We start from the raw sequence: 16162 nt of genomic DNA, 5'->3' as shown, positions 1-16162 counted from the left end.
GCGTCGTGGCCCCCGGCCCCGTGGTAAAGCTCGAAATCACCAGATCATCGAGCGACAGCGTGAAGGCGAGCACCCAGCCGGAAAAGACTGCCGGCGCAATCACCGGTAGGGTAATTGCGAAGAACGTCCTGACCGGCGTCGCGCCGAGATCGAGCGCCGCCTCTTCGATCGACTGGTCGAAGCTCAGAAGACGCGACTGCACCACGACGGCGACGAAACACATGGTGAAGGTGATGTGGGCCAGCGTGATCGTCCAGAACCCGCGATCGAGCCCGATGGCAACGAAGAGCAGCAGCAGCGAGAGGCCGGTGATCACCTCCGGCATCACGAGGGGCGCGTAAACCATGCCGGAGAAGAGCACGCGGCCGCGAAAACGCGTGTAACGTACGAGCGCAAGCGCCGCCAGCGTACCAAGCACCGTCGCGCAGGTCGCCGACAGCAGCGCGACGCGAATGGTGACCCAGGCCGCATCAAGCAGCCCCTGATTGTGCCAAAGCTGACCGTACCACCGCGTCGAAAAGCCGGCCCAGACGGTCACGAGTTTCGACTCGTTGAACGAGAAGATCACGAGCAGCACGATCGGCAGATAAAGGAAGCCGAAGCCGAGGACGACGGAGACAATGTTGAAGCGCGACCATTTTGCCATCGTCTATCTCCCCTCACCATCGGCTTTCGCCTGCACATTCTGGAAATAGACGATCGGGAGCACCAGGATGAGCAGGAGGATCGTTGCAACCGCCGAGGACACCGGCCAGTCGCGGTTGGCATTGAATTCGTTCCACAGCGTCTTGCCGATCATGAGCGTTTCCGAACCGCCGAGCAGGTCCGGGATGACGAACTCGCCGACCGCCGGAATGAAGACCAGCAGGCAGCCGGCCACGACACCCGCGAGGGATAGTGGAAAGGTTACCCGCCAGAACGCGGTGATCGGCGTGCAGCCGAGATCCTGGGCGGCTTCCGTCAGCGTGTGATCCATCTTCTCGAGCGCCGAATAGATCGGCAACACCATGAAAGGGAGATAGGAATAGACGATGCCGATATAGATCGCCCAGTTGGTGTTGAGGATGATCAGCGGCTGATCGATCACACGTATCGACATCAGGAACTGATTGAGCAAGCCCTCGGGTTTCAGGATGGCGATCCAGGCATAGACACGGATCAGGAAGCTCGTCCAGAAGGGCAGGATCACCAGCATCAACAGCGTCGGGCGGACAGAACGCGGTGCCTGCGCCATTCCGTACGCGATCGGATAACCGATCAACAGCGTCAGGAAAGTGGAAACGGCCGCAATGATGACACTCGAAACATAGGCGTTGAAATAGAGTACGTCCTCGGTCAGCCAGACATAATTGTCGGCGGAGAACTCGCGCATTTTCTCGAAAATGCCCGAAAGGCCGCCGGCCAGATCGAAGACCGGAGTGTAGGGCGGCATGGCAACCGCTGTCTGCGAGAGCGAGATGCGGAAGACGATGAAGAAGGGGATCAGAAAGAAGAAAAGCAGCCAGGCATAAGGAATGATGATGACCAGGCGGCTGACGAAGGCTGACGCAATTCTTGCCACGGCTTCAATCCTTCAACACCACGCCAGCATCTTCACCGAACGAGACCCACACCTGCTGGTCATAGCCAAGCGGATCCTCGACCGCGCGCACGGCATTCAGCGACGACGCCTTGATGACCTTGCCGTCCTTCAGGCGAATGTGGAAAACGGTCATGTCGCCGAGATAGCCGATGTCCCAGATCTCGCCTTCGGCCGCGTTGAGCGGCGCATGTGCGGGCGCCTGCCGGCTGACCCGGATCTTTTCCGGCCGAACGGCGACCGCAGCCTTGGCTCCCGTCGAGACTTTCTCCGACGAGGCCATGCGGATCGGCACGCCACTCGCCGTCTCGACCCGGACGCGGCCGTCTTCCGCAGCGGCGACGGTGCCATCGAAAATGTTCACATCGCCGATGAAGTCCGCGACAAAGCGTGAATTCGGGGCCTCGTAGATTTCCGCCGGCGTCGCCACCTGAATGACCTTGCCGTGGCTCATGACGGCGATGCGGTCGGCCATGGTCATCGCCTCTTCCTGGTCGTGCGTGACGACGACGAAGGTCAGGCCGAGTTCCTGCTGCAGATCCATCAGTTCGAACTGGGTTTCCTCGCGCAGCTTCTTGTCGAGCGCGCCGAGCGGCTCGTCGAGCAGCAGCACCTTCGGGCGCTTGGCAAGTGAGCGGGCGAGCGCCACGCGCTGGCGCTGGCCGCCGGAAAGCTGGTGAGGTTTGCGCTTGGCGAATTTCTCGAGCTTGACGAGCTTCAGCATCTGCGCGACGCGCTCGGCAATGTCGGTCTTCGGCATGCCGTCCTGTTTCAGGCCGAAGGCGATGTTGTTTTCGACCGTCATGTGCGGAAACAACGCATAGGACTGGAACATCATGTTGACCGGCCGCCGATATGGCGGAATGCCGGCCAGGCTCTGGCCATCGAGAATGATCTCGCCCGACGTCGGCTGCTCGAAGCCGGCAAGCATGCGCAGCAAGGTCGATTTCCCGCAGCCCGAGGCGCCCAGGAGAGCGAAGAATTCCCGGGTATAGATGTTCAGCGAGAGATCGTCGACCGCCGTGAAGTCCCCGAATTTCTTGGTTACGTTCTTGAAGGAAATGAATGGTTTGGAGGCCGGGTCCGCCCATGGAGCGAAGGACCGCCGGATACTGCCGAGAGACTTCATCACTTATCCCCGAATGACACAGCCGATGGGCGCGCCGTCCTAACCCTACAGCGCCGTCTCATCAGACACGCAAAGGACGCTGTAGCGCTTTGAATGGCTGCATGTTTTTATCCTTAAGTCGGCTACGATTTAAGGAAACATGCAGTAGCGCCCATTCAATCTTACGCCGAGCCGAAGACGGGCGAAAAACGACAACACGTTTCACTCGTCCCGCTCCAAAAAAATTGCCCGGATTTTGAGGCCGGGCAATTCGCTTCCGCTCTTACTGGCCGGTGACGACCTTGGTCCAGAGCCGGGTCAAGACCCGCTGCTCCTTGGCCTCGAACGGCGTGACCGTGAACAGCTTCTGCATCACCTCATCCGACGGATAGATTGCCGTGTCTTCCAAGACTTCCTTGTCCAGGAACTGCTGCGAGGCCTTGTTGCCGTTGGCGTAGAAGACGTAATTCGACGCCTTGGCAATGACTTCCGGCTTCATCATGTAGTTGATGAACTCATGCGCTTCGGCAACATGCGGCGCATCGGCCGGGACTGCCAGCATGTCGAACCACATCTGCGCGCCTTGTGACGGTATCGAATAATCGACCGTCACGCCGGCTTTCGCCTCTGCCGCACGGTCACGCGCCTGGAAGACGTCGCCGGAGAAGCCGACGGCCAGGCAGATGTCGCCGTTTGCGAGTGCATTGATGTATTCCGACGAGTGGAACTTGCGGACATAGGGGCGGATGCTCGTCAGCAGTTCGCCGGCTTTTTCGAGGTCCGCCTGCTCGTGACTGTCGGGATTGAGGCCGAGATAGGCGAGCGCGGAGGGAACGATGTCGGTCGGGGAATCGAGAAGGTGGATGCCGCAGTCCTTGAATTTCGCGGCCAGTTCCGGCTTGAAGATGACATCCCAGTTCGGCTTTTCGTCCGTGCCCAGGATTTCCTTCATCTTGTCGACGTTGTAGCCGATGCCGGTGGTGCCCCACATGTAATCGACGGCATACTCGTTGCCGGGATCGTACTTCGCCGTACGCTCCATGATCACGTCCCACATGTTGGGCAGATTCGGCAGCTTCGACTTGTCGAGCTTCTGGAAGACGCCCGCAGCGATCTGACGCTGGAGGAAGGTGGCAGTCGGTACGACGACGTCATAGCCGGACCCGCCGGCGAGCAGCTTCGTTTCCAGAATTTCGTTGGAGTCGAAGACGTCGTAGACCACCTTGATGCCGGTCTCCTTGGTGAAGTCCTCGAGAATGCTGCTGTCGATATAATCCGACCAGTTGTAGACGTTGACGACCCGCTCCTGTGCTGACGCGAGCATGGTCGATCCCGCGAGCGTCGCGGCTGCCAGTGTTGCGATTATGATTTTGGACATCAGTTCCCTCATTATTATCGGTTCTCGGCAAGAGCCGCTGATCCGTGCGATCCAGCGCAATCTTGATCGGTCCGCAGCCGAGGTTAGGCATCTTTCTCGCCAACCTCAAGCGCTTTCGCGCCGGATAAAGGCACCATCTCGGATTGCACGCATTTTGGCAAGCGCAAGCAAAAACGGGCACTTATGGCGCAGCGCTCCGGGTTGCTCCGTCCCGATACGGGACGCTCACACGCGTTAACCATAGTGCCAAGATGCCGATTCACAGCTTTGTTTACGATTGATTAACCTTAGTGGAAGTGCGACTTTGCCGGCGGTTGTATATCAGCGTCCGGACCACGTCATGAGCGAGCGAAACCGCAGGATCGACCCGAGGGAACTGAAACGCCTCTCGGTTCTGCAGCCGAGAAAATCACTAACGGCAATCGCCACCGACTGGGCCATCATCGCGGCGGCGATCGCCGTCAGCGAATATGCCGACAATATGCCCATCTACCTGATCGCCGTCGCTCTGATCGCCGGGCGAATGCATGCCTTCGGTTGCATGGTTCACGAGGCGGCCCATTACCGCATCATCCGCAATCGCAAACTCAGCGACTGGATGAGCGACATTCTGCTGGCCTGGCCGGTGCTGGCCACCGTCGACGGCTATCGCCAGAACCACCTTGCCCACCACCAGCACGCCAATACCGATGACGACCCGGATTGGACCGCAAAGCGCGACCTGGCACAGTTCACCTTCCCGCAAAAACTGGCGCGCGGCATCGCGCAGCTGCTCGGCTATCTCGTCGCCGTCAATTCGATCCGCGACCTCCTTCACATGGCCAAGAGGATCTCGAAAAGCGACCGTTCGACGGGGGGCTACAAGGCGCTGCGGCTCGGCTTCTATCTGGCGGCCGCTGCCATTTTTACGATACTCGGTATCTGGCGCGAGTTCGTGCTCTACTGGCTCGTGCCATTCTTCACGTTCTTCTGCCTCTTCCTTTACGTGCGCAGCGTTGCCGAACATTTCGGCAGCATGGACTACAGCGACGAACTGACGAGCTCACGGACCGTCTACCCGCATGCGTGGGAAAAGCTCTTTTTCGCGCCGCACAACATCAACTACCACCTCGAGCACCATCTCTATCCCGGCGTGCCCTATTACAATTTGCCGGAACTGCATGCGATCCTGATGCGAAACAAGGCCTATGCGGACAAGGCCCACATCACCCGCGGTTACAGCACGGGGCTTGCCGCGGAATGCTTCGCGCCCGAGGCGCCGTTGTTGCCCAATCAGCACCCGGCCAGTTACTGAAAATCGAAAACGCTGAGGCCCGTCGCCATTTCGTCCAGGCCAAGCGGGCGGGTAACGGGCGGTTCGGCGCGTGCCAGACAGCCTTGCCGCTCGCAGAGGCGGCAGGCTGCACCGACCGGCACCGCCGGCATCCTCGAAGCGCCGTAGACGACCTCCTCCGCGAAGCCGACGTCACAGCCGATGAGCAGCGCCGTGCGTCGCACCCTTTCCTGAAAGCCCGCCTGCGGTCCGTCGAGCGTCCGCGAAACGACCAGGAATTCGCTGCCCTCCGGCATTTCGACGCGATCGACGAGAATCTGGCCCGGCACGGCGAAAGCGGCATGGATGTTGAGCTTCGGACAGGCGCCGCCGAAGCGCGCATTTGGAAAGCCGAGCGCGCCCGCTCGACGAAGGCGGTGGCCGGCATTGTCGATCTCCATCAGGAAAAACGGGATGCCCGCGGCGCCGGGACGCTGCAACATCGTCAGTCGATTGGCCGCCTGTTCAAATGATACCTGAAAGCGGGATCTCAAGACGTCGAGATCGTATTTTGCGCGCTGCGCAGCGGCCAGGAATGCTTGATAAGGCATCATGACGGCATGAGCGGCATAGCGCGCCAGTTCGAAGCGACCGATACGGCGCGCCTCGGCAGTCGCGAAGCGGAATTGCTCCAACTCGGCGTCGATTGCTTCGTGGCAGGCAATCGAGGCCACTTCCATCGCGATTTCCCGCGCCTGGTCGAAAGGCGACAGGCGTTCGGAAATAAAGAGCCGCATAGAGTGTCGGTCGAAACGGCGCCGCAGGTTCGGCATGGCATGCACCGGCAGTGTCCTGACGACCAGGCCATGCTCCTTCTTGAGCCAGGCCTTCAGCGCTCCGGCAAGGTCGTCACCGGGCGAGAGCGCGGCGTGAAACGCCTCCATCGCCTCCTCGATCCGAGCGAAATGGTTGGGCCGGGCCTCGAATGCCTCGCGGACCTCGTCGATCGGCAGTCGAGTGTCCGAAAGCGCCGCCATGTGCCCCTGCCCCGCCAGGAGATCGGCAAGGTCCTTCAGGCGCGATGCCTGCTCGCGGTAAGCGCGGTAGAGCTTGACGATGCCCCCGGAGGCGTTTGGCGCCGCTTCGGTGATTTCGATCAGTTCCTGATCCCCGGGCAGTTCGCCGGCCAGGAGCGGATCGGCGAAAACCTCGCGCAACTGCGCCAGGCCGCTACCGCTTTCGCCCTGCAACTCGTCAAGATCCACCTTGTAGACGGAGGCGAGCTTGAGAAGAAGCTGTACCGTCAGCGGCCGCTGGTTGCGCTCGATCAGATTGAGATACGACGGAGAGATGCCGAGCGCCTCTGCCATCGCCGTCTGCGTCAGTTGAAGACCGTTACGGATACGTCTGACGCGCGGCCCGGCAAAGATCTTGTTTTCCGCCATTTGTAACTCCCTTTACAAACCGGAGCCGTGGAACCGTATTAACAACATTTACAACTTTACTGCTTCGCCTTGTCAAACACAAGACAAGATAACCCTTTTGATTCGACCGGAACTTTGATTTTCGTGGCGGGTTTATGCAGTGCAATGTAAAAACTGTCACATGATCTTACGGCCTGAAATCGGTATAGGCCAAAAGTTGAAGAGCTAGCAGATTTTGACGAGGAGAACAGAATGACTGATTTTTACAATCTCGTTCCGAGTGCGCCCCAGGGACGTTTCGATGGCGTCGAACGGCCGTATACCGCCGAAGACGTGAAGCGGCTCAGGGGCTCGGTCGAGATCCGGTATTCGCTGGCTGAAATGGGCGCCAACCGTCTGTGGAAACTCATCCACGAGGAGGATTTCGTCAACGCGCTCGGGGCGCTTTCCGGCAACCAGGCGATGCAGATGGTTCGTGCCGGGCTGAAGGCGATCTATCTTTCCGGCTGGCAAGTCGCCGCCGACGCCAACACGGCCTCAGCGATGTATCCGGACCAGTCACTCTATCCGGCCAATGCGGCGCCCGAGCTGGCGAAACGCATCAACCGCACGCTGCAGCGCGCCGATCAGATCGAAACCGCGGAAGGCAAGGGGCTTTCGGTCGAGACCTGGTTCGCGCCGATCGTTGCCGACGCCGAAGCGGGGTTCGGCGGACCGCTCAACGCCTTCGAGATCATGAAGGCCTTCATCGAGGCGGGTGCGGCTGGTGTTCACTATGAGGATCAGCTCGCGTCGGAAAAGAAATGCGGCCATCTCGGCGGCAAGGTGCTAATTCCGACCGCCGCGCATATCCGCAACCTGAACGCCGCGCGGCTTGCCGCCGACGTCATGGGCACGCCGACCCTTGTCATCGCACGCACTGACGCGGAAGCAGCAAAACTCCTGACCTCCGACATCGACGAGCGCGACCGGCCCTTCGTCGACTATGATGCCGGCCGCACGGTGGAGGGCTTCTATCAGGTCAGGAACGGCATCGAGCCGTGCATCGCCCGCGCCATCGCCTATGCGCCGCACTGCGACCTCATCTGGTGCGAGACCTCGAAGCCGGATCTGGAGCAGGCACGCAAATTCGCCGAAGGCGTGCACAAGGCGCATCCCGGCAAGCTGCTCGCCTATAATTGCTCGCCGTCGTTCAACTGGAAAAAGAACCTCGACGACGCAACGATCGCCAAGTTCCAGCGTGAACTCGGTGCCATGGGCTACAAATTCCAGTTCATCACGCTCGCCGGCTTCCACCAGCTGAACTTCGGCATGTTCGAACTGGCGCGCGGCTACAAGGACCGGCAGATGGCCGCCTATTCGGAGCTGCAGGAAGCAGAATTCGCCGCCGAAGTGAATGGCTACACAGCGACCAAGCACCAGCGCGAGGTCGGCACCGGCTACTTCGATGCCGTGTCGCTGGCGATCACCGGCGGCCAATCATCGACCACCGCCATGAAGGAATCGACCGAGCACGACCAGTTCCGCCCGGCCGCAGAATAAAGGATCGGGGCGCGCGGCATCCCTGCCCGCCGCGCAACCCGGAAGCAATGGAACCTCGAACCGAGCGGGATGGAATGCGAAACGCCCCCGCATCCGGCTCTAACCTCCGAAGGAGCAACGCCAATGACAGTACAGACACGCGTCAAGGAACGGGCCGAGGAACAGTCGTCGGCCATGACCCCGGACCAGCAGGCAGCAATTCGCATGGTCGCAAACGACCTGCATCGCCTCAACCAGTCGGTCATGAAGGCCGTTGACGCCGGCGTATCGGTCGAGCTCGTGCGCTCGGCACGCCATCATGGCGGCGAAGGGAACTGGGGCGATCTCCTCATACCGGTCATCGTCACGCAAGGACGGTCGTGATGTTCGCGCTGGCGGCCGTCGCGCTCGTCCTGACGCTCTCTGGCATGTACTGGCGCGACGCCCTGTCCCGCAGACGGTGGGTTCCCGTGGCCGTCACTCGCGACAGGGGCTGAAAAGATAGCCTTCCATCCAGAGAACAAGGTCACCGGCCGACCGCAAGTCGGCCGGTGATCGTTCGCGGTCCTATGCAGAGGAGGTCCGCCGTGGACGCTTGCCGGCAAACACGTCCACGTGGCTGCGCAGCAGTCGCGTCATCCGGTCGACAACAGTGCGGATTTCCCGCCTGTGACGGTCCTCGTTGTTCATGACGATCCATTGCCGATGTCGCAGCGCCTCGATTTCCTCGCCCGTCCGCTCCAGCAGCGGATCGAGGTCGCCGACGAAGCAGGGCAAAACCGCCCTTCCGGCCCCGGCGCGCACGAGATCGAGTAACGACCGGGGGCGGCCGACCGTCGCAACGATACGGCCAGCCGCCTGATCGTGCGGCCAGCGCAGATAGGCCGAGATCGCCTCCTCCTCCGCGACCGCAACCCAGCGCTCCGGCCCGCCGCCGAGCGCATTTTTCTGGCGATAGGCGGCATAGGCCACTTCGCCGACCAGCCGTGAGGCCAGATAGGTCTCTTCCGGCTCGAAGGCGCGAATGCCGATATCGCTCTCCCGATAAGCAAGATTCGCCCGCGCCTCACCGATCGAAAGCGATATGGCAAAGGCGTCGCGCTCGGTGCAGATCGCCGCAAAATTTTCGGCAATCAACCACGAATTCCACGTTCCGGCCGCAATGCGGACGACCGGCATGCCCTCGCCTTCCTTTTGCCAGCTCTCGACCTTGCGCGCCGCCGCTTCCATCTCCTGCAACTGCTCGAATAGAAAGCGTCCGTCGGCGGTGAGGACATATCCGGTCTGGCTGCGCACGAAAAGTGAACGCCCGGTGCGTTCCTCGATCTCCAGCATCCGGCGGCCGATAGTTGCCGGGCTCAAGCCGGTTGCCTGAGCCGCACCGGTCAGGCCACCGGCGCGGGCCACCGTCATGAAACAACGGTAGATGTCCCAGTCCATGCTTTTCATGGGTGAAAAACATATGGGGAAATAGATTGTATGTAAAACAGTTTTGAATGCATAAAAAAGAGGATGCCCGAACTGAGGAGCATCACCATGGACATGATGGCAATGGCCTATCTATTCGACATGCTTTCCAAGAACCGTCGCTGGGAGGAATCCTTCGAACCGCGCCGGCCGCGGCGCAAGGCCCTGGTGGGCCGCCTGATTTCCGCGATCACACGGAAGTTGCCGCCGGAGAAATGCCGCGAAGATTGCGGCAACGTCTGAGCTTTCGCCCCCTGCCAAATAGACGACGCCGCGCGCTCCATTGAGCGCGCGGCGTGGAGTTTCCTGTAGTTGCTTCAGGCGGCGCGATAGGTCTGGCCGGTCGCCACTTCCGGCTCCAGCCGGAATTGCTCGACGAGCATCATCAGCGTATCCGCCTGGCTTGCAAGCGCGCGGCTGGTTGCTGTGGCTTCCTCGACCATCGATGCATTCTGCTGGGTCATCTGATCCATCTGGTTGACGGAGCCGTTGACCTCGTTCAGAGCCGCCGCCTGGTCGCGGCTTGCCGTCGCGATCATCTCGACATGCTGGCTGACGGCAACGATCTGGGCACTGATCGAGGCGAGCACCGCACCCGTTTCCTTGACGAGATGCGAGCCGGAATTGACCTCGTCGGTCGACTTGTTGATGAGCCCCTTAATTTCCCGGGCCGCCTCGGCCGACCGTTGCGCCAGCTCCCGGACCTCCTGGGCGACCACGGCAAAGCCCTTGCCCGCCTCTCCGGCGCGTGCCGCTTCGATGCCGGCGTTCAAGGCCAGCAAGTTGGTCTGGAAGGCGATGTCGTCGATGACCTCGATGATCTGCTCGATTTGGCGCGAAGCGTCTTCGATGCGCCCCATCGCGGCAATCGCATTGGTGACGACCGTAGCCGAGCTGTCCGCGCTCTTCTTGGTCTGCGACACGGCGAGGTTTGCCTCGTGCGCACGCTCTGCCGAGGAACGCACGGTAGCCGTGATCTGGTCGACAGCGGCCGCGGTCTCCTCGAGCGAAGCCGCCTGGGCTTCCGTTCGCTTGGACAGCGAGTCGGCGGAATGGTGCATGTCCGCGCCACTCTGCTGGATAGCCTGGGCGTTCATCCGGATCTGGGCCAGCGTATCCTGAAGCCGGATGAGCGATCCGTTGAAGTCCGTGCGCAGTTGCTCGAGCCGACCGTGGAAGGGGACCTCGATCTGGCGCGACAGATCGCCTTGTGCCAGGCGTCCGAGGCCGGCAGCAAGCTCGCTGACCGCAAGATCGATTTGCCGGTCCAGCTCGCGCTTCTCGGCATCGTTGCGCCTGCGTTCAGCCTCGGCGCGAGCGCGTTGCTCTTCGCTTTCGGCCTCGATGCGCACCTTGGAAAGGGCGTTTTCCTTGAACACGCCGAGCGCACGCGCCATGTCGCCGATCTCGTCGCGCCGCGCGCCACCGTCGATCGCCGTGTCGAGCACGCCGTCGGCGAGCCGCCGCATCGCAGCGGTGATCTGGCCTATCGGCTTCTTCAGCGTCAGCGTCAGCGCGATGCCGGCAAGCAGCGCGATGATGACGCCGGCGACGGTCGCGGCGACAGAGATCTGGTTCGCCTCGTCCCGCTCGGTACCGGCGGCAACCTTCTGCTGCTCGGCGAACTTGGTCAGGTCTCCCCAGATTTCATTGATTGTTTCACCGGCAGCATTGAACTCGGCCGTTCGCTTCTCGGAGCTCGCGACCAGCGCCACGCTATCCTTCTTCATCACATTGATGATCGGCAGAAGCGCATCCGCCGTCGTGTCGAAGAAGCTCATCCCGGTGGCGACGCCGCGCAGCGTTGTCAAATTGGCCTGAACGGCAAGGAACTTGTCCAGAAGCCGCTTGCGATTCTCCTCGGTTGTACTGCCCAGGAAGGCGGCCGCGGCGATCTGAATGTCGGTGATCGATGTGGAAAGCCTGCGTGTCGCAGTCAGCACGGATTCGGTGCTTGCGATCTTTTCATCGAGCTCACTGAAGATCTGCGTGGCTTCGCGCATCTTCCCGACGGAGGCGGCTTCCAGACGGAAGCTCGCGGTGCGGAAGCGATCGACATATTTCGAAATGCCGGCAAGCGTTTCAGGTCCGACGGGAGCCTTGATCAAGGCACCGATCTCGCTTGACGCGGAATTGACGGTATCGGCGAGAGACTTTTCGCCCTTCGGCAGCAAAGTGAAGATCTCGCGCTGCGTGCGGCCGATCTTCGGGAAGCGGTCCTGCACCTGTTTCATCTTCTCTTCGACCGTTGTCGCCTTGCTGACCTCGGTGCCGAATTCCGCAAAGAAGCGGCTTGCGCGCAAGAGCTTTTCGGCGTTCCTCAGCATCGTCTTCGCTGCGTTCTCGTCCTTTCGCACCGCGTATTGCAGGCGGTTCGTCTCCTCGTTGATCTTCGCCTGCTCGGCCACCAAGCGCTCCAGATTGGCCGTCATGGCCGCACGCAGCTCCTTCTCGCCGACATGCAGCGTCCAAAGGCCCTCGATGCGTGCTTCGATGTCGCTGGTCGCAGCGATCGCGGCGGTCAGTTCTTCCTGTCCGTTCTGCCCGGTGACCTGTGCGGCGGTCTGCGTGAGGATATCCTTCTGCGCAGCGATCGTGCCGCGAACCGCGTCGCGGTTCTCCTCGGTCGTCTTGTACAGGAAATTGTTCATGCCCGCATAGACGTCCTTGAAGCCGCTCAGCGTCTGCAGGACGCTGTTTGAAATCTCCATGCGGCCCTGCAGCAGGCCCGACGCGTAGAGGCCGGTGATACCGACAGCCGAGATGCTGACGACAAACGGCAGGATAAAGAACAGAACCTTCGTCTGAATCTTGAAGCGGGCGAGAATCCTATCAATGAACATGGAAAACACCTTGGCTCGCAGCTCGCGTTTCGCTTCCCCCGATGGCTGGACGTACCCGCGCCAAGTGATCACTTGCGGAGGACGCCCGGAAGCCACCCGATGCGCAAACAGGCTGATGTTTTTTGGGAAATCATGCGGCGCACGCCGCCAGTCCGCCGGCAATCATTGCGGGACCCACGCCACCTCTTAAGGCAGCGAGGCCCTGACGGAACTCACTTGGACGCCATAGTCGATTTGAACGATTAAAATTTGTATAAGCGGCCGGCGGTTTTGGAGCGGCGATGGCGGCCAGGACGATTTTGGGAACGGCCATTCGCTTCGGCCGGATCAGAGCCACCGCGAATTGAGCAACGCGAACTCGGCTTCACTTGGGAAGGCGCTGACCGCCTCCCTGTCTCGCATCCAGACTCAAAGGGACGCGAATGCCGTGAAGGTCACGACGAGAAAGAGCGCGATAACCGCACCGAAGGCAATCAGTTCATGGGGCAAGTGGCTCTGCTCCCTGCGGGCAACCGCAACAGCGCGGGGACGGCGGCGTAAGTGGGTCATGGCATCCTGTCCTTGTCCTACAGCGCCACGCATCTTTTCAGACATGCAAAGGCCGCTGTAACCGTCTGAGTTTCCGGCAGCCAACCCGGCTACCATGCTGATCATGGTGCCTTCATCCTGCGGCCAAGGAAAGTCCATGAAATGGAAACAGTGTGGTTTCCGTTTAGGGACCACCCCCAGTCCTCCGCGGGCAGTGCAGCCACAAAAATCAGGTTCAGCCATTTCCGTTAACAATGGTTGAAAAGGCAAATCACCAATTTTTCCGGATGGTCACACCTCTTGACCGGCGGCAAAACCGGAAGCCCAGGCCCATTGGAAATTGTAGCCGCCGAGCCACCCGGTGACGTCAACGCATTCCCCGATGAAATAAAGCCCGGGAACCTCCCTCGCCTGCATCGTCCGGGAGTCCAGCGCACGGGTGTCGACGCCGCCGAGCGTAACCTCCGCGGTCCTGTAGCCCTCCGATCCGGCGGGCTTCAGCGCCCAGCTCTGGATGGATGCCGACAATGTATCGATGGCCTTGTCGGAAAGGTCGGCAAGCATCCGTCCCGTCAATTTTGCTTCCTCCGTGAAAAACTGCGCCAGCCGCCGCGGCAAGATGTCGGCCAAGGCCGTGTGCGTCGCCTGGCGACCGTTCGTTCGACGCATCCCCTTGAGAATGGAGGCAATGTCAATGTCCGGCATCAGGCGCAGGACGATCTCCGCGCCTTCGCGCCAATAGGAGGATATCTGCAGGATGGCGGGTCCGCTCAAGCCGCGGTGAGTGAGCAACACCGCTTCGCGAAAAGCGGCCTTGCCGCAACGCGCCTCGGCATCGGCCGCGACGCCGGCCAGTTCGCCGATCTTTTCGAGCTGTACCGGATCAAGAGTCAAGGGAACCAATGCCGGCCGCGTTTCGACGATCGGCAGACCGAACTGTTCCGCGATCCTGTAGGCAAGGCCCGTCGCGCCCATTTTCGGGATCGACTTGCCGCCGCTCGCCACCACCAGTGACGCAGCCTCGACGGCACCATCATTGGTCATCACGCGGAAACCGGATGCAATCTTCTCGACAGTCGAAATCGCCGTTGCAAGCCGGAGCGCCGCGGCTGCCGCCTGCATTTCGGCGAGCAGCATGCGGATGATGTCCTTGGCCGAGTGATCGCAGAAGAGCTGGCCGAGGGTCTTCTCGTGCCAAGCAATGTCATGCCGCTCGACGAGTGCGACAAAGTCCTGCGGCCGATAGCGCGCGAGCGCCGACTTGCAGAAATGCGGATTGTCGGAAAGGAAGTTCTTCGGACCGGCATGGATGTTGGTGAAGTTGCAGCGGCCGCCGCCGGAGATGCGGATCTTCTCGCCGGGCGCCTTGGCGTGGTCCAGCACGAGCACGCGGCGTCCGCGTTTTCCCGCTTCGATCGCGCACATCATGCCCGCGGCGCCCGCCCCAATGATTACGACATCATGTTTTTCTGCCACGGAAGACCCTTTTTGCGTTTGCGTCTTCCTTTCCGACGGCAGAACCAAAAGTCAATCGTGAACCGCCGAAGCCGCTCTAGCCAATCGCCAAACTCCGGCTATGATGCGCTATCCGAAGCCAAAACCGGTGATTTATGCCCTCCAAGAGAAGTGTCGCCCAACAAGCAGCAAAGATCAGCAAGAGTTCGAAAATACCCGCCGCCCTGCATTCGCTCCGAGGCGTGAAGACCTGGAAGGAAGCAGTCGACTGGCTCAAGATCCGCGGCATCGAAGACATCGAGTGCATCACGCCCGACCTTGCTGGCGTACCGCGCGGCAAGATGATGCCGACCTCCAAGTTCACGTCGAACACCTCGCTCGCTCTGCCTTCGGCGATCTACCGTCATACGATTTCCGGCGAATATCCCGACGAAACCGAACAGTTCCGCTACGATTCGCGCGATAGCGACATCAAGCTGATGCCCGATCTTTCGACACTTTCCGTTGTTCCCTGGGAGACTGACCCGACGGCGCAGGTGATCTGCGACATCGTCGGCTCGCAGGGCGAGCAGATCAGCTATACGCCGCGCAACGTCCTGAAACGCGTGGTCGATCTCTATCGCCAGAAAGGATGGAAACCGGTCGTCGCGCCCGAGATCGAGTTCTATCTCGTCGCCCAGAACGACGATCCGGACTATCCGCTGCGTCCGCCAAAGGGGCGGTCCGGCCGCTCAATCCTCGGCGGCCAGGGCTATTCGATCGCCGGCATCAACGAGTTCGACGAACTGATCGACGATATCTACCACTTCTCCGAAAAGCAGGGCCTCGAGATCGACACTCTCATTCACGAAGAGGGTCCGGCTCAGCTCGAAATCAACCTCAGGCACGGCGACCCTATCGAGCTTGCCGATCAGGTTTTCCTGTTCAAGCGCACGATTCGCGAGGCGGCACTGAAGCACGGCATCTACGCGACCTTCATGGCGAAGCCGATGCAGGGCCAGCCCGGCTCGGCGATGCACATTCACCAGTCGGTCGTCGAGATCAATACCGGTCGCAATCTGTTCTCGAATGCGGACGGATCGCCATCGAAGGAATTCTTCTCCTTCATCGGCGGCATGCAGCATTACGTGCCGAGGACGTTGGCGATGATGGCGCCATATGTGAACTCCTACCGTCGGCTGACGCCCGACATGTCGGCGCCGGTGAATACCGCCTGGGGTTACGACAACCGGACGACGGCATTCCGCATCCCCGTCTCGGACGCTGCGGCGAGACGCATCGAGAACCGCCTGCCGAGTTCGGATGCCAACCCTTATCTGGCGCTCGCAGCCTCGCTCGGCTGCGGCTATCTCGGCATCATCGAAGACCTGCAGCCCTCGCCGCCGACCGAGGACACCGCCAACGAAGGCGAAATCGATTTGCCGCGCGGCCTGCTCGAGGCGGTTTCGCTGCTCGAATCGGCGCCCTCGCTCGCCGACGTCTTCACGCCCGAGTTCATCGCCATCTATGCCGGCGTGAAGCGTGGTGAATTCGAGACCTTCATGCAGGTGATCAGTCCGTGGGAACGCGAATTCCTGCTTCTGAACGTCTGACCGAAAGGCACCTCT

The 16162-nt window shown here is 60.9% G+C and carries 14 protein-coding genes; 5 read left to right on the top strand and 9 right to left on the bottom strand.

The window, feature by feature from the left end; genetic code table 11:
* From QN224_RS03235 to QN224_RS03220, 4 genes are all read right to left on the bottom strand, one after another.
* The coding region (locus QN224_RS03235) for an ABC transporter permease subunit (RefSeq protein ID WP_283975514.1) at nt 1-646 on the bottom strand (646 nt) is incomplete at its 3' end.
* A 3-nt stretch (nt 647-649) separates the two neighbouring features.
* Nucleotides 650-1561 (bottom strand): ABC transporter permease subunit, encoded by a 912-nt coding sequence (locus QN224_RS03230; protein WP_283975513.1) that lies wholly within the window; start codon nt 1559-1561, stop codon nt 650-652.
* Nucleotides 1562-1565: 4 nt separating this feature from the next.
* Nucleotides 1566-2708, bottom strand: a complete 1143-nt coding sequence (locus QN224_RS03225) for an ABC transporter ATP-binding protein (protein ID WP_173510851.1) — start codon at nt 2706-2708, stop codon at nt 1566-1568.
* Nucleotides 2709-2970: 262 nt separating this feature from the next.
* Nucleotides 2971-4065: a polyamine ABC transporter substrate-binding protein gene (locus QN224_RS03220; protein WP_283975512.1), complete on the bottom strand. Its 1095-nt coding sequence runs from the start codon at nt 4063-4065 to the stop codon at nt 2971-2973.
* A gap of 340 nt (nt 4066-4405) precedes the next feature.
* Between QN224_RS03220 and QN224_RS03215 the strand changes: the two genes are divergently transcribed.
* Entirely contained in the window at nt 4406-5359 is a 954-nt protein-coding gene (locus QN224_RS03215) for a fatty acid desaturase family protein (RefSeq protein ID WP_283975511.1), read from the top strand.
* Here QN224_RS03215 and QN224_RS03210 read toward each other — a convergent pair.
* Nucleotides 5353-6762: a short-chain fatty acyl-CoA regulator family protein gene (locus QN224_RS03210; protein WP_173510854.1), complete on the bottom strand. Its 1410-nt coding sequence runs from the start codon at nt 6760-6762 to the stop codon at nt 5353-5355. The genes QN224_RS03215 and QN224_RS03210 overlap by 7 nt on opposite strands.
* A gap of 231 nt (nt 6763-6993) precedes the next feature.
* Here QN224_RS03210 and aceA point away from each other — a divergent pair, with 231 nt between their 5' ends.
* Nucleotides 6994-8283, top strand: a complete 1290-nt coding sequence (gene aceA / locus QN224_RS03205) for an isocitrate lyase (protein ID WP_283975510.1) — start codon at nt 6994-6996, stop codon at nt 8281-8283.
* A gap of 123 nt (nt 8284-8406) precedes the next feature.
* On the top strand, nt 8407-8646 hold the full coding sequence (locus tag QN224_RS03200) for a hypothetical protein (RefSeq protein WP_180940222.1): 240 nt from the start codon (nt 8407-8409) through the stop codon (nt 8644-8646).
* Between the two features lie 183 nt (nt 8647-8829).
* Here QN224_RS03200 and QN224_RS03195 read toward each other — a convergent pair whose 3' ends face one another.
* A complete protein-coding gene (locus tag QN224_RS03195; protein ID WP_283975509.1) occupies nt 8830-9711 on the bottom strand; it encodes a LysR family transcriptional regulator in 882 nt (293 codons plus the stop codon).
* An 87-nt stretch (nt 9712-9798) separates the two neighbouring features.
* On the opposite strand from QN224_RS03195, the gene QN224_RS03190 reads away from it, so the two are divergent.
* Nucleotides 9799-9972: a hypothetical protein gene (locus QN224_RS03190; protein WP_283975508.1), complete on the top strand. Its 174-nt coding sequence runs from the start codon at nt 9799-9801 to the stop codon at nt 9970-9972.
* Between the two features lie 74 nt (nt 9973-10046).
* Here the strand turns inward: QN224_RS03190 and QN224_RS03185 are convergent, their stop codons facing one another.
* The 3 genes from QN224_RS03185 to QN224_RS03175 all read right to left on the bottom strand — a co-directional run bounded on the left by QN224_RS03185 (nt 10047) and on the right by QN224_RS03175 (nt 14576).
* Nucleotides 10047-12572, bottom strand: a complete 2526-nt coding sequence (locus tag QN224_RS03185) for a HAMP domain-containing methyl-accepting chemotaxis protein (RefSeq protein ID WP_283975507.1) — start codon at nt 12570-12572, stop codon at nt 10047-10049.
* Nucleotides 12573-12980: 408 nt separating this feature from the next.
* The gene (locus QN224_RS03180) at nt 12981-13121 is read right to left on the bottom strand and encodes a hypothetical protein (RefSeq protein ID WP_173510860.1); all 141 of its coding nucleotides are present in this window, start codon (nt 13119-13121) and stop codon (nt 12981-12983) included.
* Between the two features lie 270 nt (nt 13122-13391).
* Nucleotides 13392-14576, bottom strand: coding sequence for an NAD(P)/FAD-dependent oxidoreductase (locus QN224_RS03175; protein ID WP_283975506.1), 1185 nt, complete (start codon nt 14574-14576; stop codon nt 13392-13394).
* 134 nt (nt 14577-14710) lie between these two features.
* Here QN224_RS03175 and QN224_RS03170 point away from each other — a divergent pair, with 134 nt between their 5' ends.
* A complete protein-coding gene (locus QN224_RS03170; RefSeq protein ID WP_283975505.1) occupies nt 14711-16147 on the top strand; it encodes a glutamine synthetase family protein in 1437 nt (478 codons plus the stop codon).
* The last annotated feature ends 15 nt before the right edge of the window (nt 16148-16162 follow it).

It is taken from the genome of Sinorhizobium sp. 7-81 (genome assembly GCF_030124405.1).
Classification (GTDB): Bacteria; Pseudomonadota; Alphaproteobacteria; order Rhizobiales; family Rhizobiaceae; genus Sinorhizobium; species Sinorhizobium psoraleae.
Note: the sequence above shows the minus strand (reverse complement) of the source record. Positions and strands in the feature narration are given on the sequence as shown.